The 16,303-nt window shown below is 63.1% G+C and carries 17 protein-coding genes; 7 read left to right on the forward strand and 10 right to left on the reverse strand.

The features are described 5' to 3' along the window. Positions 1–108: 108 nt before the first annotated feature. Both V9L18_RS07130 and V9L18_RS07135 read left to right on the forward strand, forming a co-directional pair. Positions 109–486 (forward strand): VOC family protein, encoded by a 378-nt coding sequence (locus tag V9L18_RS07130; protein ID WP_337346486.1) that lies wholly within the window; start codon positions 109–111, stop codon positions 484–486. Between the two features lie 364 nt (positions 487–850). Next, positions 851–2,005 (forward strand): GmrSD restriction endonuclease domain-containing protein, encoded by a 1,155-nt coding sequence (locus tag V9L18_RS07135; RefSeq protein WP_337346487.1) that lies wholly within the window; start codon positions 851–853, stop codon positions 2,003–2,005. Between the two features lie 81 nt (positions 2,006–2,086). Here the strand turns inward: V9L18_RS07135 and V9L18_RS07140 are convergent, their stop codons facing one another. Further along, positions 2,087–2,485: a DUF1304 domain-containing protein gene (locus V9L18_RS07140; protein WP_337346488.1), complete on the reverse strand. Its 399-nt coding sequence runs from the start codon at positions 2,483–2,485 to the stop codon at positions 2,087–2,089. A 120-nt stretch (positions 2,486–2,605) separates the two neighbouring features. Between V9L18_RS07140 and V9L18_RS07145 the strand changes: the two genes are divergently transcribed. The 3 genes from V9L18_RS07145 (at position 2,606) to V9L18_RS07155 (ending at position 4,505) form a co-directional block, all read left to right on the forward strand. Beyond that, positions 2,606–3,643 carry a helix-turn-helix transcriptional regulator gene (locus V9L18_RS07145; RefSeq protein ID WP_337346489.1) on the forward strand — a complete coding sequence of 346 codons (1,038 nt, stop codon included), beginning with the start codon at positions 2,606–2,608 and terminating at the stop codon, positions 3,641–3,643. Positions 3,644–3,799: 156 nt separating this feature from the next. Continuing rightward, positions 3,800–4,264, forward strand: coding sequence for a DinB family protein (locus tag V9L18_RS07150; protein ID WP_337346490.1), 465 nt, complete (start codon positions 3,800–3,802; stop codon positions 4,262–4,264). Beyond that, the gene (locus tag V9L18_RS07155) at positions 4,251–4,505 is read left to right on the forward strand and encodes a DinB family protein (protein ID WP_337346491.1); all 255 of its coding nucleotides are present in this window, start codon (positions 4,251–4,253) and stop codon (positions 4,503–4,505) included. Before V9L18_RS07150 ends, V9L18_RS07155 begins: the two co-directional genes overlap by 14 nt. Positions 4,506–4,644: 139 nt before the next feature. Here the strand turns inward: V9L18_RS07155 and V9L18_RS07160 are convergent, their stop codons facing one another. The 8 genes from V9L18_RS07160 to V9L18_RS07195 form a co-directional block, all read right to left on the reverse strand. Next, positions 4,645–5,052, reverse strand: a complete 408-nt coding sequence (locus V9L18_RS07160) for a hypothetical protein (RefSeq protein ID WP_337346492.1) — start codon at positions 5,050–5,052, stop codon at positions 4,645–4,647. A 1,939-nt stretch (positions 5,053–6,991) separates the two neighbouring features. Then, the gene (locus V9L18_RS07165) at positions 6,992–7,147 is read right to left on the reverse strand and encodes a hypothetical protein (RefSeq protein ID WP_337346493.1); all 156 of its coding nucleotides are present in this window, start codon (positions 7,145–7,147) and stop codon (positions 6,992–6,994) included. Between the two features lie 262 nt (positions 7,148–7,409). Continuing rightward, positions 7,410–7,805 (reverse strand): hypothetical protein, encoded by a 396-nt coding sequence (locus V9L18_RS07170; RefSeq protein WP_337346494.1) that lies wholly within the window; start codon positions 7,803–7,805, stop codon positions 7,410–7,412. A 153-nt stretch (positions 7,806–7,958) separates the two neighbouring features. Then, the gene (locus tag V9L18_RS07175; RefSeq protein WP_337346495.1) at positions 7,959–8,522 is read right to left on the reverse strand and encodes a dihydrofolate reductase family protein; all 564 of its coding nucleotides are present in this window, start codon (positions 8,520–8,522) and stop codon (positions 7,959–7,961) included. Positions 8,523–8,769: 247 nt separating this feature from the next. Continuing rightward, complete coding sequence (locus V9L18_RS07180) at positions 8,770–9,210, reverse strand: ATP-binding protein (RefSeq protein ID WP_337346496.1); 441 nt, start codon at positions 9,208–9,210, stop codon at positions 8,770–8,772. 3 nt (positions 9,211–9,213) lie between these two features. Beyond that, positions 9,214–11,079, reverse strand: coding sequence for a glycosyltransferase family 2 protein (locus V9L18_RS07185; protein ID WP_337346541.1), 1,866 nt, complete (start codon positions 11,077–11,079; stop codon positions 9,214–9,216). Between the two features lie 161 nt (positions 11,080–11,240). Beyond that, positions 11,241–12,548, reverse strand: coding sequence for a glycoside hydrolase family 26 protein (locus V9L18_RS07190; protein WP_337346497.1), 1,308 nt, complete (start codon positions 12,546–12,548; stop codon positions 11,241–11,243). A 496-nt stretch (positions 12,549–13,044) separates the two neighbouring features. Beyond that, entirely contained in the window at positions 13,045–13,431 is a 387-nt protein-coding gene (locus V9L18_RS07195; RefSeq protein ID WP_443198059.1) for an STAS domain-containing protein, read from the reverse strand. Between the two features lie 271 nt (positions 13,432–13,702). Between V9L18_RS07195 and V9L18_RS07200 the strand changes: the two genes are divergently transcribed. Continuing rightward, positions 13,703–14,134: a hypothetical protein gene (locus tag V9L18_RS07200; protein WP_337346499.1), complete on the forward strand. Its 432-nt coding sequence runs from the start codon at positions 13,703–13,705 to the stop codon at positions 14,132–14,134. Beyond that, entirely contained in the window at positions 14,121–14,546 is a 426-nt protein-coding gene (locus V9L18_RS07205) for a PadR family transcriptional regulator (RefSeq protein WP_337346500.1), read from the forward strand. The genes V9L18_RS07200 and V9L18_RS07205 overlap by 14 nt, the downstream gene beginning before the upstream one ends. Before the next feature lie 113 nt (positions 14,547–14,659). Here the strand turns inward: V9L18_RS07205 and V9L18_RS07210 are convergent, their stop codons facing one another. Further along, positions 14,660–16,246, reverse strand: a complete 1,587-nt coding sequence (locus V9L18_RS07210) for a serine hydrolase (RefSeq protein ID WP_443197964.1) — start codon at positions 16,244–16,246, stop codon at positions 14,660–14,662. Positions 16,247–16,303: the final 57 nt, after the last annotated feature.

Genomic DNA, 16,303 nt, shown 5'->3' on the forward strand with positions numbered 1-16,303 from the left:
CGGCTTTCGGCGGAACGGGCGGCCACGCGGCACCGGACAAGGATGTTCCGGGACCGAACCGGGGGAGAGCGGCGCCATCATCGGGAAAACGCACCAAAGGAAATCATCATGCTCAACAATTCAACGGTCATGGCTGTTCTTCCGGCGAAGGACATCAACAGGGCGAAGGATTTCTACCGGGACAAGCTGGGGATGGAACCCGCCGAAACGGTGGAGGACAGCCTTTTGTACCGCTGCGGCAACGGAACCAGCTTCCTCATTTACCAGACAGACAATGCCGGGACGGCCAAGAATACGCAGATGGGCTGGGACACGGACAACCTTGAACGCGAGATGGAGGAGCTGCGGGGCCGCGGCGTCGCCTTCGAAGAGTACGACCTGCCGGGTCTGAAGACGGAAAACGGCGTTGTTGACAACGAATGGGGAAAGGGCGCCTGGTTCCTGGACAGCGAGGGAAACATCCTCAGCCTTTCGCAGCGGACCTAGCAAGGAACGCACGACGCCGGCGCTCGGCGCCGCCCGCCCGCTCACCCCGGGTGGGCGGCGCGGGGCGTCGACGTGTCACTCTAGCGGTTGGCCGCGGTCAGCGCGCTGGGGTTCTGGCGGCACTCGGTGTTGCGCCTACCTCACCAGCCGGTATTTGCCCATCATCCAGCAATTGTTAAGTGCCGAATTTCTTCTGCGACAGGCACCATCAAGATCGGCTCAAGACTCAATCAACGTTGCCCGAGGATCGCCGAAGATTCGGTTTTGCCGGGTGTCTGAGAAATAGGCTCCTCACCAGCAGCAATATTGGCTTAAGCAAAGGGCCCGGCTATCCGCCGGGCCCTTCTTTAATTTGGGGGAATTTTTGTCGGATTATGGCCCGCCCAGGAAACAACGCGCCTCCAGGTTCGTCGCAGGCACCAAGCGGAAGGTAGGGGTTGCCGCCGTCGCGGCCTCCTTTGCATTCATTGTCGGGTGTTCCGCCGGGTCGCCGGGGACCACAACGCAGGAGCCGCAGGCTGGTTGGAACGAAACTTCGGCGGCCACAGCCAAGTCGACTGACGCCGCCAAGCCTTCGCCGCCGCCGTCGGGCGCCCCGCTGGATCCCGAGACGCCTTACCTCGTGGCGAATGGGGTCAGCGTCACGGCTCCGAAGACGCAGCCCGCCTTCGCCACCAAGGCGATTGACCTGCTCGCGACCCTGCCGATCAAGGGCAGGGCACCGAAGACGGGATATGACCGTGCCCTGTTCGGCCAGGCCTGGGCGGACGTTGACCGGAACGGCTGCGACACCCGGAACGACACCCTTAAACGCGACCTGACGGGCATCACCTTCACCAACAGCGTCCCGTGCAAGGTGCAGTCCGGAACGCTGGCAGACCCCTACACGGGCACCAGCATCAGCTTCCTCCGGGGCACCTCCACCAGCACTGCGGTCCAGATCGACCATGTTGTTGCCCTCAGCGACGCGTGGCAGAAGGGCGCGCAGCAGTTGAGCACGGAACAACGGACAGCCTTCGCCAACGATCCTCTGAACCTCCAGGCGACGGACGGCCCAACCAACATGAAAAAGGGCGACGGCGACGCGGCCACCTGGCTGCCGCCGAACAAAGGCTTCCGGTGCGAGTACGTTGCCCGGCAGATCTCGGTGAAGGCCACATACAGCCTGTGGGTGACCCAGGCGGAACACGACGCGATGGCCAGGATCCTCGGCGACTGCTCCGGCCAGCTCGCACCGACCAACGAGCAGGCACCAGCCGCAGCGCCGACTCCAGCACCCGCACCCGCACCAGCACCCCCACCCGCCGTTGCAGCTGCACCGGTGGCTCCCCCTCCCGCAGCGGTGGCACCAGCCCCCGCCCCTGTTGTGCCGGCACCTGCTCCAGCGGCACCGGCCGCCGCCTATTACGCCAACTGCACGGCTGCCAAGGCCGCCGGCGTGGCTCCGATCTTTGCGGGGCAGGCCGGCTACCGGCCCGCGCTTGACCGCGATAAGGACGGCGTAGCCTGCGAGAGCTAGCACGCTCTGAGTTAACAGGAATGCCGTGGATACCTTCTCCCTGAGGGTATCCACGGCATCTTTGCGTCTTTCAAGTGCCGCTTAGAACGCCAGCGCGACCAGCGCCACCAGCGCCGGGACCGTTGCACCGAGCGTGCCTGGAATGCTTTCGCCCTTGCGGGGGTAGTGGCCCAGGGCGTCCGCCAGCAGCATGGTGGATCCGCCGAGCACCATGTTCGCGCAGCAGTAGATCACCAGCGTGTAGCCCACCACCAGGTACCCCAGGTTCACGGCCACTACGCCGGCGATGACGCCCAGTCCGATCAGGAGGTTGCGGAAACCCGTGGGGATGGCCCACATCATCACGGCTGGCACGTTCTGCGGGGGTGTGCTGAGGAACTTCTGCGCCCCCGGCCGGTGCATAAAAAAGCTCTCCAGCGGAAATACGGCGATGTGGATCACGGCGGCCAGCACCGCGAAAACCTGGGCTACGGCGTTCATGAAGGAAAAGTACGACGCCGGCACTCGCTGCCGCGATCCCCTCACCGGGGGTTTGGGGAGAGGCCCTTAACCCCCGGTTTGGGGGATTGCGGTCCTCCGGGCCGATCGGATACTGGATGTATGTGGGAGGAACGCGCTGAGCGTGCGCGGCGGGAGATCGCCGCACTGGCTACCGGCGGCCTGGACGTAGCCGACCTGTATGCGTCCGCGATGGCTGTTGTGCGGCAAACCGTGCCGTTCGAGCAGGCCTGCTGGGCCGGCGTCGACCCCGAATCCCTGGGGATGACGTCCGTGACCAACTGGCGTCCATGGCCGGTCACGGACGAATATGCGGCCCGCTTCGCCGAGTCCGAATACACCGGCCGGGAACCCAACACGTTCGCCGAGTTGCTGCAGCGGCCGCGGCCTGTCGCGAGGATTTCCGATGCACCGCACCGGGAAGTGGTCCGCAGTATCCGGATCAACGACCTGCTGCTGCCGCTGGGCCTGGACCACGAGCTGCGCGCGGCGTTCCGCGTGGACGACGCATGCTGGGGCGTGGGCAGCCTGTTCCGCGAGTCCGGCCATGACTTCACGGACCGCGAGGTGGAATTCCTCGACGCCGTGACGGCGACCCTGGCGGCGGCCACCAGGATCGCGGTGAGGGCCGCCCACCAGGCCCGGCCCGCCGCCGTCGGGCCCGTGATTGTCCTGGCCGGACCGCACGGTGAACTGCAGGCGGCAACGCCCGCTGCGACGTCCTGGCTGGCCGAGGTGGAGGACGCGGCGCCCGGCCGGTTCAGCATGACGCTGTATGCCGCGGTGGCGCGGGCGCGCGCGGCGCCGTCGGGGACTGCACGGGCGCGGATGCGCGACGCAGGCGGCACCTGGGTGGTGCTGCAGGCCAGCCGCCTCATCATGGGCGACGACCCTGAACAGATGGTGGTCACGGTGGAACCGGCCACCACGCACGACCTGGTCAGCTTGCTGCTGGCGGCCTACGGGGCCACCGCCCGGGAGCGGGACGTCTGCCTGGAGGTGCTGTCCGGGAGTACGACGGCGGACATCGCCCGGCACCTGTTTATCTCCCCACACACAGTCCACGACCACCTGAAGGCGCTGTTCGGAAAAGTGGGCGTGGGCAGTCGCGGCGAGTTGGTGGCGAAGCTGCTGGTATGAAGGGGCTGTCGGCACTCGGTCCGCGAAAGGCAGTGCCGGGCCATACCCTTCGGCGCGGCCCCGTAATGCTTGATGCTCTCGGTTCCTCCATGGAAGAGTTACGCGCATGGCGACCTTCACCGGATCCGAAGACCTGCAGGGTGCTCAATTTTTGACGTGAACCTGCGTGGGGCCCGTATCGTCCGAAGTGATCTGTCCGGTTCCGTGATGCGAGGCGTGGACGTGGAGCGTGCTGACATCGACGCGCCGTGGCTCCTGGAAGGCAAGAGCTTCCTGCGGGTCAACGGCGTGGACGTGGCTCCTTTCGTGGAAGCCGAACTCAATCGCCGCTTTCCCGGCCGTGAAACCAGGCACGCCCGGGATCCTGAAGGCCTGCGCGAGGCCTGGGCCATGCTGGAGCGGACGTGGGCGGCCACGCTGGAGCGCGTCGCAGGCTTGCCTGCTGGCACTGTCAACGTATCGGTCGACGGCGAGTGGTCCTTTTCCCAGACGCTCCGGCACCTGGTGATGGCGACGGACAAGTGGCTGGGCAAGGGCATTCTGGAGAAGGACCAGCCCTACCACCCAATTGGCCAACCCAATGTCGAGTATGAGCGATGGCCTGGACATGTCGGTCTTTAGCACGGCCGCACCGTCCTATGATGACGTGCTCGACGTCCGGGCCGGCCGCGTCGCCATGGTGCGCGAGTTCCTCGCCGGCGTCACCGCGGTGGACCTGGCCCGGACGCACGAAGCCCCCGATGAGCCGCAATACATGGTGACCACACTCGAGTGCCTGCACACGATCCTCCACGAGGAATGGGAACACCACCGCTTCGCCGTCCGCGACCTTGACGCGATCCAGGCGGAACGTAAGGGATAAGACACTTGGGTGGGATAGGAACCTCAGCCTCAGGAGAGGCAAAGGATGCGATCCCGGACTTCCAGGGCTCAGAGGAGATATTGAATTCTTGGCGGGTTAGTAGCCGTGCGGTGAACTATCTGCGTCAAGATTCGGCATCTCATGATTTTGAGGAGGAGCCTGCAATGCGTTCCGCCAGGAAACGGGCTATGGCAAAGCTCCTCGACTCCGGCTTTTCCTGGTCACTGCCCTCCAACTCGGCCTCAACTCGGCCCCATCGGTGCAGTTCGTCCAGAACGAACCGCCACGCCGCCATTGGCAGCGCGATGCTGAACTCATCGTTTGTGGGCGGCCAGCCGACCAGCCCTTCCCCACTTCTCGGATGAAGACGCGCCGCCTCCCAGCCTGCACTACGGACTCGCCGGCCTTGGTCGAGCACGCGATCGTCGCCGTTCTCTGCAGCAATGTCAACACTGTTATCAATGGTCGCGTCAATGATCTGCCAATCACCGACACTAAGAGTTACCTCAACCGTTTCGGCTGAATTCTCTGATTCCGGATACGACATAGTCTCAGCCTGCCGTGACCCACCTTGGTGGTGAACAGGCGCGCCGTTGGACTGCTCGTTTAGGGAACGCTTATCGGGCGTCTTGCCGGGCGATTGATGGATCCGCAATGAGTCTCACAGTCAGATCGGCATATTCGCGAAGACGGCGATTCCTATTGCGAGTCTCAGTGCAGCAACGCCAACGCCAATGCCCCCAAATGCTCCCTCGTCAGGTGCGGCAGCATTAAAGTACAGATGCGTTCTCTTTCGCGTGCTGGCCAGGCCAGCCGACTGATCGGCGGAAGTCCGTAACCAAGCACAGTCCCAACAGGATCAAGAGGCCGGCAGTAGTATGCCAAGCCCCTTCAGGGGCAGAGGCATACGTGACTTCGGCTGCATGCATTTCTCCGTCCACATCGGGGGACCATTGGATCACGCTGATCATCGTGTCCTAGCTTCCCTGATCTCACAGATTCGCACCAGTGGCTGTGTATAGCAGGGACAAACGAGGGGTTTAGCAGCGATAATTGTCGCTCCGGCCGCACGCTAGCCCAACCTTGAGCGGGCCCTCCTTCCTAGGCAGAGGCGTTAGGAGCTACTTACGTAAGTGGTTTGAGCAATTTACGCTGGCATGACTGTGGCTGTTTGGGTGTCAGCGGGCAGAAGCAAGAAGAGAGAGCGTGAATCGCCATGCAAGTAGGGAACGCAGACAATTCTGAGCCGATCAGGGTTATCCCACCAAACCAATGGTCCACCCTGCCAGTACAGCCCACGGCGGGGTATTGGTGGCGCATAACCCGACGCCTCATCATTGGTGTGTTCATAGCCATGGGAATCCTCATAGTCATAGCCTTTGCATCTTTGGCTGACAGATCCATTGCACGGCTGGCGCCACCGGTACTAGCGGCGTTAGTGGTGCAATGCGCCGCCAGTGTTGTCCTCTGCAGTATCGCGGCACGGCCATACAGGAAGGAGCGACGTTTGGGGTACACCACATGGCCATCGGGCAAGGAGCTGAACCAACGCTCATGAATCGCCATGGGTCCCAGCGGAGTAAGTTCGAATCAACGTTCCGTCCCAATCAGGGAACGCCAACGGGCATACATAGGCGGTCCTGGATATGGTGGTTTCAAGGACCTAATCTGCGATTAGGAGCTCATATAAATAGTTCCCCCTACGGGATCCGCAGCCCCTTTCCACGCATGGTGCTGTCGGCACCATTAGCGGGTAACGTCGTCACTCTCGCCGAAGGCGACAATGCGTTAGTAGCACTCAGGCTCTACTCGGGGCACTCAGCTTTAGGCTTCAGATCTTCGCCGCTCACCATCTGGAATTGAGGGGAAGAAGTGCGGTGGTTTCGCAGAGCGTTATTTGAGCACCGGCGCCTCCCACAACGTGTGCGCATGTTGCGGATAATTCAGGCGGGTTCAGCCGTTGCCGCGTTTGGCTGCGCTTTAATCTCCATTGGTTTCCGTCTCGGGCCGTACGCCTTCAATTTGCTCCTGCTCATTCCGGTTCTAGTGCTTCTGGCCTCTGTCTTTGGAGTCGGTCTTCTGACATGGAGAAATTTCGAACGCACAGCAGAAATTTGGGCGGAGAACGTCAGAGGTCGAGGGCTGGAAACTGCAGGGCTTGGATGGCTTGTCGATACCGGGACGATCCGTGGCCTGGGCGCTGGGAAGTGTATATCTGCGGTAGTCATCCTCTTAATGGCGATTACGCAAATCATCTGGCCGGATTTCGTATCAAGATGAGCTACTCGGATGGTGCCATTGCTGCCCCAGATTTGGAGTCCGCAGTGGCTTCTACTGCAGTCACGTAAACAAGGTCATGAGGGCACCGCATAGGACTATACGAAGTCGTCCAATCAGTGGGTCTCACCGCCCTGGTGGTGTCCTTTAGTCAAAGGCTACCGGGACGTTTCTGCTCACATACCCCGGGAGGTTCGTGGGCAAGCAGCTCAGGACGGGTCGGACTTCTTCCTCATGTAGGTGTAGGCGAAATAGAGGTTTAGCGGCAGGATCCACAGTACTGCGATAAGGGCGTCGCCCACGCGAAAACCATAGGCTAGGAGCGCGAGAACGAATGTGGTGAGCATTCCAACGACCACGCTCATGACTGCTCTTCGAACCTTGCGCTGATCTACAGGCAACTCGAATCTCCTTTTCGCCGATGAATCGGAATCGTTGGCCAATGGATGGTCCGCCGCTGGAATCTGCCGCGTTGTCCGTCACTCGGGCGTTTACGCTGGAGGCTGTACACAGGGGATGAAGTCTTCGTGGGACAAGACGGCTCCACCAGTCCACTTCAGGAACCCGTAACGGACGTGTTCTCGCTTTCGTGGGCTCTGCAGATCGATGATCCTCACCCCCTGACGGTCACTCGACGGGGACCCCCGCCCAATTGCGGTGAGTCCAATCCACGGGGTAGCCGCATTTTTCCATTGAGAGCAGGATCGGTTTGGCGTGTTGTGGCGACCAGAAGGTCCACCACACGCTCGGATCTGTGGTTACGATCTCGACATTCCAGACTATTGGCGGGAAGAGGTTCCGTCGCTGCTTGGCGAAAACCTCCTTGACCTGTCCGCGCGGCACTATCCAAGGGCCAAGGTGGAGGAGGCGGAGCAGTCCACGGCCGCGGAACTCCAAATGCTGCGGCGTAATGATGAGACGAATCCAAGGCGGGCCGGCCTTGACTTGGTAGTCACTGACGGCGCCGCCCGTGAACTCGTACCTCAGCTCCGCGCTAGAGATCACGTCATCGCTGTCCCCCATGGGGGACAGTTTAGACCTTGCATTATTGAGCGAGCAGAACGCGGCCATTAGCCCGTAAGCCCGGTGGCCAACCCGAAATTGGCATGCAGAACGTAACGATGCTGTCAGCATCCGTTGTGGTCTCGCAGCTGGCTTTGTTCGCGAGGAGCCACCTCAGCGCCGAGTCTCGTACCTGGTCAGGATCACACCGTCGGGAAACGTCCGGGTCTCCACCAGGTTCAGGTTCACCCAGTGGTCCAGGGCTGTGAAGAACGGCGTGCCGCCCCCCACCAGGACCGGATGGGTGACCATCACGTACTCGTCGATCAGCCCGGCCCGCATGGCCGCCGCGGCGAGTGTGGCACCGGCGATGTCCCTGGAGCCGTCGTCGTCGGCCTTGAGCCGGATGATCTCGGTGACCGCGTCGCCGGTGACCAAACGGGTGTTCCAGTCGACGGTGCTGGTCGTCGACGAGAACACCACTTTCGGCATGGCCCGCCAGCGGCGGGCGTACTCAATGTGCGCAGGCGTGGCCCCCGGCTGCTGGTCGGCCGTCGGCCAGTGGGAACTCATCGTCTCCCACAGTTTGCGCCCGTACAGCGCCAGGCCCGTCGCCCTCACCCGTTCGGACCACCATTGGAACAGCTCGTCGCTCGGTAGGCTCCAGCCGAGGTCGTCGCCGGGTGCGGCGATATAGCCGTCCACGCTCACATTCATGGCGAAGGTCAGGTTGCGCATGGCGTCAGTCTCCCGTGAGTCGGCATCCGTTGTACAGACCAGTACGGCGCGGAGAAAGTCACCGCTCAGGCCACGCCGAGGGCCAGTTGAATACGACGCCAAGCAAATGCTCCGGTGGAGGGATCCCCCATGGCGACGCTTGCTGCCGCAGCCACTTGAACGGGGCCCGGGATTTTTCTAGATGGTCACGAAGAAGCGCTCTGAAGCTCAAGCACATCTAGGGGCGGCAAAATAGCCACCATCTGATTCATCGGAGACCCGATTCGGTGGAACAGGACCTTGTGCGGCGGAGTGTCCAGATGTTGTTGTCGTGGTGGCGTTCGTACGTGAGGATGTCGACTGCGGCCTTTGCCAGTGCGAGGCCGCGGCCGCTTTCTGCGAAGGAATCCGGCATCGTCGCCGCGTCGATGTTTACGTGGGCGATGAGACCGTCGTCCCTGAGGTGCGCTTCGAGGCGGTCCGGGTAGACCTCGAGGGTGAGATTGCAGAGGGTGCTGCCCGCATCGTTGCCGTGCCGGATTATGTTGGCAGCAATTTCGATGACGGCGGTTTCGAACATTGCCCGGTCCAGTTCGGACACGTCCGGTGAAGTGTCCCACATGTCGGCCAGGAGGTTGTGGACTTTCCCCAAGCATTCGGGGTCCGCGCAGGCGTGGAGCTCGTGGATCTGGAGTGGTTCGGCAGTCATTTCTCACCGTCTTCTGTCGGGGGTGTAGCCCTTGTAGAGGGCGGCTCGGATGATCACGCTGAGGAGCACGAGGTCGAAGGCGACCCAGGCGATGTTGACCAGGGTTCCGGCGGGTGCGCCGGCGCCGACGAACATCCGGATGAGCCCGGTGACGGCGGCGATGACAAGGGCGGCGATGGCCACGAGTTGGGGGCGTATCAGGGACCAGGGCGGACCGTCACCCTGGCGGGTCTTCGGGGTGACCGCGAATCCGAGGTCGCGGCCGAAGATGACGTTGGCGGCCGCCGTCGTGCAGGCTTTGATCCATATGGGGAAGAGGGCAATACTGTATTGCTGTCCGCGCCAGGTTTTCCTGCCGCGGGCGGCGACGAAGAACAGGACCTGGTTCACCACCAGGAAGGGGATCAGCCTGGCGAAGAAGTCGACGCTGAATGCAGCCACCGGCAGTACTCCAAAGCACAGGAAGATGATGGGGGCTGCGATGTAGACGACGGCGGCGAAGCCGGAGAGGTAGCTCCACATCGTGGAGAAGTACATGAGCCGCTGCCCTGCACTGAGGCCATTCTGCAGGAGCGGGTTTTCTCGAAAGAACACCTGCATCGTGCCCTGCGCCCAGCGCAGCCGCTGGGTCAGCATGGTGCGGAGGTCCTCCGGTGCCAGACCCTTGGCCTGGATCTCGTGGTGGTAGACGCTCTCCCAGCCCTGTGTGTGGAGGCGCATGCAGGTGGCCATGTCCTCGGTCACTGAGTTTGTGGCCATCGGCATGACGGGTATGGCTTCGTCGGATCGGTCGACGTCCAGTGCCTGGACCATTTTGCGCACCGATTTGATGGCGCCGATGGGTGACCAGTCCCGCTGCGCCAGTCTGTCGATCGTGGCGTCGCCGATGAAGACAGTCCTGTTGTCTCCGGAGAGGCGGGCGATCTCGTCCAGGTCCGCCTGCAGCGATGCGACATCGGCCGTCACGATGCTCCTGGCTGCGGCATCGACCTTTCGCTGGAAGTCATACGTGATGCTGGCGACCGGCCTGTTGTCATGCAGGTCCTTCCGGGCGTTGCGGACGGCCATTTCCACTTCCTCGAGTGCCTGGAACACGTGGGGTCCGGTGGCTGCATGTTCGGTGCGTGCTCTGGCGATGACCTTGTCGGCGGCTCTCAGGGTTTGCCGGACGGTGGTCCGGACGCCCTGGACATAGCCGGTGATTCCGATCTGCATGAGGGCTTCGCGCCGGATCATGGCGTTGGAACCGCAGAAGAACGCGGCGTTCCAGCCGTCCTTGCCCTGCTGGATCGGGCCGTAGAAAAGTGGTGCCTGGCTGCCGAGGATGTCCTCGTCGGTGACATTGTGGAACCACTGTGGGGTCTGCACCAGGGCAACCTTTTCGTTGGCGAAGTGACCCAGCATGCTGTGCACGATTCCCGGTTCCGGGACCTGGTCCGCGTCCAGGATGAGGAGGAACTCGCCCTGCGTGGCGGCCAGCGCGTTGTTGAGGTTACCCGCCTTGGCGTGCCGGCGGTGGTTCTCCCAGTCGGGGGAGCGGGTGATGTAGCCGATGCCGGCTGATTCGGCAGCGCTTTTCATGGCAGGCCGGCCGCCGTCGTCCAGGATCCAGGTCTTGTGCGGGTAGCTGATACGGCTTGCGGCGAGGGCCGTGGTCATGACGAGGTCGATGGGCTCGTTGTAGGTGGTAATGAACACGTCCACCGTGAGGTCTTCGGGTGGGGCAGGCGGGGTGTCGCGTACGCGCAGCTTCCACATGGTTAGCCCGAAGAGGAAGGCATCGACGAGGCTGTAGGTTTCGACCATAACCAGCGGCACGCTGATCCAGGCTGCGGACCAGTTCACCGAGAACAGCCACCGCCACACCATGTAGTTCACGCCCAGGATCAGGGTCAGGGTTGTGAGGATCCTGACGACGAGTTGGTGGTTCACGGAGCGACCCTTCCAAACATTGGGTTCCGACCGGTCACCCCGCACCCGTCGCAGCAGAGCGGGTGCGGGGTGACTCAGTAGTATCGCGGACTTAGCGTTCAGCGGGCCGCCAAGGCCGTGCGGAGGGCGTTCGTCGAGGTTGTAGAGCTGTTGATGCGCCAGTCGACTTCTTTGTTGTGGTGGAACCAGACAAAGCCGGTGACGTCGGACTGCGCTGCCAGGTAGGAGACCAGGGCGGTGTTCCAGTTGGCTTTGGACCCGCCGGCTTCGGCGGAGGCCGTCTCGGAGATGATGATCGGCTTGCCGGGCGCGAGGCTGCGGAGCGCGGTAAGGCCATCGCCGAACAGGGATGACGGGGATGTCCAGGAGCTCCAGGACACTGCAGTTCCCCAGTTGTAGCCATCCAGGGCGACGACGTTGACGTAGGCGGCGCCGGGGTAGAGCCCGGTCAGGGGCGTGGAACCCCAGTACGGGACGTTCGGGCTCCAGACCCACTGGACGTTGGTGGCGCCGGTGGCGGCGACGACGGCATGGACGTGGCGCCACGCGGCGACGTAGTCGCCGGCGCCGTTGCCGTTGGCAGCTTCAGCCCAGGGGTACCAGTTGCCGTTCATTTCGTGGGCAAAGCGGAGCATGACGGGCTTGCCCCAGGTCTTCAGGGCGTTGCCCCAGCCCTGGATGTAGGAGTCGAAGTCACCGGCGGTGATGCGGTCCAGGGCGTACGCGGGCTGGTTGGCGCCGTTTCCGCTCCAAAGCCAGGGTTCCCAGGTGATCAGGCTGGTGGCGCCGCGGGCGTCGACGGCGTTCAGGTCTGCGATCGGGGCGGCCTGGCTGAAGTCCTTGTAGGACATGATGATCGACGGGTTTTCATTGACCAGGGAGGCGACGGCGTCCAGCTCGCTGGCAGCCAGCGGCCCGCCGGGGGTGGAAACGCCGAACCGGAGCGGGTCGGAGCTGATCGGCGGGGTGAGAGTTGTCGCCGACGTGTTCGTCCGGGCGGCCATCGTTATCGGTGCAGACGCTGCGCCTGCGCTGTCACGGCCGGCATTGAGGGAGGCTGGGCTGTACGTGACGGTATACGCCGCGGATGCCGATGACTTGCGTGCCGTGGCCGTCACGACAACGGTTGTATCGGTTGTGGCCGGGATAACCACATCGGCTGTGAAGGAGCCGTCAGCTCCGGCAGTGAACGGGACAGAGGCTGAGCCGGCCGTCAGGTTCCCGGAGGACTGGCGGGCAAAGCCGGCGCCGGTCACGGTCACAGACGCTCCGGCGGGCCCCGCTGAGGTACTCAGGGTGATCTCTGCCCGTCCTGCAGCCTGCGAGGGCACTGCGATGCCTAACAAAGCAGCCAGTGACAACACCAGCCCGGACACTAGTAGCTGTATCAATCGATTCTTATGCACAAACACTCCCCAGCGTCGGTAAATAATAGGCCCCGGTGGCGGGGCGAAGGTTCTGCCTCAGTGGCCTGGTCGGACACGCATCATGAGATGCGTTGAATCAATGGGCACCGAGCCCGGATAGTTCCCCTTTCAAGGCCTCAACAGCTCGCTTTGGAAGGAATCCCGGGACAATGGTCGCAAACGGCAGAGGCCTCCGGCCGGAATTGGGAGGAATCCTTCGTAAACCCTGTGCTGGCCTTAGCGAATCTTGAGCAAACCGAGGCAAACCTGTGCCCGGTCTAGGCGCGGAAGCGAGCTCAGATCACGGCGGCTCGTGTGTCCACGCCCCGCTGTCCCGAAGCCGACGTCGGTCTTGGCAGGAACCGAGCCTCCCGGCGGAAGGCTGCGTTGCAACATCGCTTCGGGGCCGTTTCAGTAGGTACCCGCACTTTCGGGAGCCTCCGGGCCTCGTTCATACGGATGCCTAACAACTGCGGCCGGGGCTCCGTGTTGCCGCTTAACTTCCGGCCGGGCGTGCCGGAACGGACAGGGTGAGTTCGAAGCATTCTTCGACGGTGTCGTGGGGGCGCAGGATCTGGTCAAGGTTGGTCAGTTTGAGAACGGTCATGACCTGTGTCCCGGGGCGGGCGATGCGCAGGTCCCCGCCCGCCAGCCGGGCTAATTTCAACCCGGAGATCAGCGCGCCGAGGCCGGTGGAGTCCATGAATTCCGTTCCGGCCAGGTCCACGACGATTTGCTTACGGCCCTCCTGGTCGAGGACATGTGCCAAAAGTTCACGGAAGCCGGGCGCCGCGACCATATTCAGCCGCCCTGTGAGACGGATGACCGCTCCGTGTCCGCTCGTTGGTTCAACGTCAAACCGCATTATCCTCAGCTTCCCCATTATTCGTGGATCCAGGTCCAGCTGCCTGGATGGCGCCTCCAGGCAATGATCACAGCAGGGAGGGCCGGATCCGGGGTTCCCGGGGAGATCCTTGGCAAAGCTTGTGGAACACCGTCAGAAGCTGCGCAAAGCGTGGGAAACGCCTGTTACCAGGCGTCCGGAATAGGGACGAGCCGGGCCGACGACTCACGGCGGCAAACTGAGAACTACGACTCTGGACGAATGTACGAGCCGTAGGTACTATACCAATAGCCTACTAAGGAGTTTGTTAATGGGTATCAGGCCGGATGGCGTCACTCCGATCACTAATCAAGGACTCGCTCGATACACCGGCACCCTGTTTGTCGGGGTACTGGTTGTCCAGGGATACACCGCCTTCGTGGCGCAAGGGCGAGTAACAGCGGGCACGGCTCTGCTGCTCGCCGCCGTGGCGCTCTATATGGTGGTGTTCACGGTGAGGAATGGAACCGCACTGCGTCAACGTGCTTACGGAACCTACTTCGCACACGCTGTCGCCTACTTGATCATCAACGGCAGTTTCTGGTTGCACGCCTGGATCCTAGTGCTTAATGGGCGCGATGAGACGTTGCAGCAGGGGTGGTCCGGGCCCCTGATGTCGATGAGCGTACTGTGGGGGGCCGGGCTTCTGGTGCACACCATCGGCGCCATGCTCAGCAGGGGCTATGAGCATGTCGAAGTCTGAGCCGGCAGCCGCCGGACCCGACTTTGAACTCTCTGACTATGAGCGCAAGGTCCTCGCCGCGTGGACTGACACCCACAAAAAGAGCACTCTGATGCTCTTCATCTTGCTGGCCTTATCCCAAGAACCGCGGTGGTCCGGACAGATCCGCAACTTTATCACTGACCTCAGTGAAGCGCATTTAGCGGTGGACGAGCAGAGCCTGCACCGGGCCCTGCGGCGGGTTGAAGGACTAAACCTCATTATTCATAGCCATGAATCAGTGGCGGGTACCGGCGCCAAACGCAAGATCTACGAGCTCACCGCCTCCGGTGAACGGGTCCTGGCGAGCTACCTTCGGGGGCCGATGGCGTATATGAACACCGAACTTTTTCGAGATTCAATCGCTGCCGCCCGCCGCATCCAACCGAGCTGATTGATGACGTGGCAGCAGATTGGAAGGCGCTGCTACGTCGCCCCGCCAGTGACTGCCCCCGCCCACGTCGCGGGGGCGAGACGGTCGATCGCCGCACTGCGCCGGTCAGGGCGTCAGCCGGGCCTTGAACGGGCAGTATCAGGGGAACCTAGACGCAACCGGGCGAGCAGCCACACCGTCCGCGGAACCGGCCAGAGGAGCGCCAGCGCGAGTATCGGCACGAGTGAGACGCCGACGTCGGGAAACTGGCGGATGATGACGAACAGGTGGGTGTCGAACCGCGCGGGGGCGTAGGCCAGGCACAGCCAGAGCGCGAACGCGTCGAGGGTGAGGGCGACGACGGCCCACACCAGGGGAGCCCAGCGTTTCCGGGCCGCCGTACGCCTCGGAAGCAGGAACCGGAGCGCAGCCCACAGGCTCGCCAACTCCGCCAGCAGAAGCACAAAAGCGACCGCCCAGCTGTAGCGCTGCAGCCAGTCCTCGAACACCACCGCAGGTACGGGGGACTGCCCATAAAGGATCCGGAGCACGTTGGTGTCGATGGCCTTCAGCCGCGATGGAGCAGCGGTGTCATTGCCGTTGATGACCAGGGCGACGCCGAGGCCCGACTCCGGAACCATGGCCAGGTACGTGTGGCTGTTGCCCCATTCGCCCTGGTGTTCCACGAGCCGCGGCAGGGCTGAATCCGGGACGGGAGGTGCGGCGGGATCGGCGGACTCGAACAGTGGCCGGGTGAACCAGCCCATCGCGTAGCCCTTGGACCCGTCCACTTGCACGCGTGGCTCGAACATCGCCGCCACGCTCCCGGGCTGGAGAATCCGGGCATCGCCGTACCGTCCGCCGTCGAGCAATGCTGTCAGCTGATGCCCCAGATCCTCGGCCGAAGCATACAAAGTGGAGGAGGGCATGCCGGCGGCGGGTACTGGCACATCTGTCCTGAGCCAGAACGAACCGAACCACCGGGAATAGCCGGCCGCCGCGTTGTCCGCGCGGGCAGCGGCCCGGGTCGTATGACTGTGAGCCATCTCCAACGGCCCGAAGACGTGCTGTTCCAGATAGTCTCCGAAGGGCTGGCCGGTCACGGTCTGAACCAGGACACCCAGGATGTTGAAGTTGGCATTGGCGTAGTGGAACGCCTCGCCGGGCGCGCGATCAAGGGGAGCACCTGACAGGGCACGGACCCCTTCCTCGAGGGCCTCCGGACTTTGCGCGTCGGAGGCCTCGAAGGCAGTGTCCTTTGAGGACATGCCGCTGGCTTGGTGGAGCAGGTGCCGGACGGTGATCGCCGACGCTCGGCTGTCATTCATCGTGAACCAGGGCAGGTAGCTCTGCACCGGCTCATCCAGCCGCAACCGGCCGGCTTCCACCTGCTGCATCACGGCGATGGCCGTGAGGGACTTGCTGGTGGAGGCCAGCAGCACCGGTGTCTGCGTGGTCATAGGCCGCCCGGAGTCATCGGCCCGGCCAAATGCGGCCGAGTGCACTTGTACACCGTGCTGGACGACGGCGACGGCGGCACCCGGGATCCCAACGTCGTCGAGCTGTTCCTGCAAGTAAGAGTCCAACGCCCTGTAGGCCTGCCCGGGACTAGTGGGCGCTGCGGGCCTCGGAGGTGCCGGTGCCGGCGTCGTGAATCCGAGGAACCCCACGGCCAGCAAGCACGAGAGGATGTAGCGCGCTGACCTGGAAACAGTTCGCATGCCCACACCCGCGTTCGGCCGACCGTCCTTTCACGGTAGGGTCCTGCCGGACGGAAA

The sequence above is a fragment of the Pseudarthrobacter sp. CCNWLW217 genome (assembly GCF_037203985.1).
Classification (GTDB): domain Bacteria; phylum Actinomycetota; class Actinomycetes; order Actinomycetales; family Micrococcaceae; genus Arthrobacter.

Bases quoted from the DNA above. Each gene is read 5' to 3' on its own strand.
- V9L18_RS07145 (WP_337346489.1), top strand. From the start codon at position 2,606: ATGTGGGAGGAACGCGCTGAGCGTGCGCGGCGGGAGATCGCCGCACTG.
- V9L18_RS07180 (WP_337346496.1), bottom strand. From the start codon at position 9,210: ATGACTGCCGAACCACTCCAGATCCACGAGCTCCACGCCTGCGCGGAC.
- V9L18_RS07175 (WP_337346495.1), bottom strand. From the start codon at position 8,522: ATGCGCAACCTGACCTTCGCCATGAATGTGAGCGTGGACGGCTATATC.
- V9L18_RS07155 (WP_337346491.1), top strand. From the start codon at position 4,251: ATGTCGGTCTTTAGCACGGCCGCACCGTCCTATGATGACGTGCTCGAC.
- V9L18_RS07195 (WP_443198059.1), bottom strand. From the start codon at position 13,431: ATGGGGAAGCTGAGGATAATGCGGTTTGACGTTGAACCAACGAGCGGA.
- V9L18_RS07160 (WP_337346492.1), bottom strand. From the start codon at position 5,052: ATGTCGTATCCGGAATCAGAGAATTCAGCCGAAACGGTTGAGGTAACT.
- V9L18_RS07205 (WP_337346500.1), top strand. From the start codon at position 14,121: ATGTCGAAGTCTGAGCCGGCAGCCGCCGGACCCGACTTTGAACTCTCT.
- V9L18_RS07185 (WP_337346541.1), bottom strand. From the start codon at position 11,079: ATGGTGTGGCGGTGGCTGTTCTCGGTGAACTGGTCCGCAGCCTGGATC.
- V9L18_RS07170 (WP_337346494.1), bottom strand. From the start codon at position 7,805: ATGGGGGACAGCGATGACGTGATCTCTAGCGCGGAGCTGAGGTACGAG.
- V9L18_RS07200 (WP_337346499.1), top strand. From the start codon at position 13,703: ATGGGTATCAGGCCGGATGGCGTCACTCCGATCACTAATCAAGGACTC.
- V9L18_RS07130 (WP_337346486.1), top strand. From the start codon at position 109: ATGCTCAACAATTCAACGGTCATGGCTGTTCTTCCGGCGAAGGACATC.
- V9L18_RS07140 (WP_337346488.1), bottom strand. From the start codon at position 2,485: ATGAACGCCGTAGCCCAGGTTTTCGCGGTGCTGGCCGCCGTGATCCAC.
- V9L18_RS07210 (WP_443197964.1), bottom strand. From the start codon at position 16,246: ATGCGAACTGTTTCCAGGTCAGCGCGCTACATCCTCTCGTGCTTGCTG.
- V9L18_RS07165 (WP_337346493.1), bottom strand. From the start codon at position 7,147: ATGAGCGTGGTCGTTGGAATGCTCACCACATTCGTTCTCGCGCTCCTA.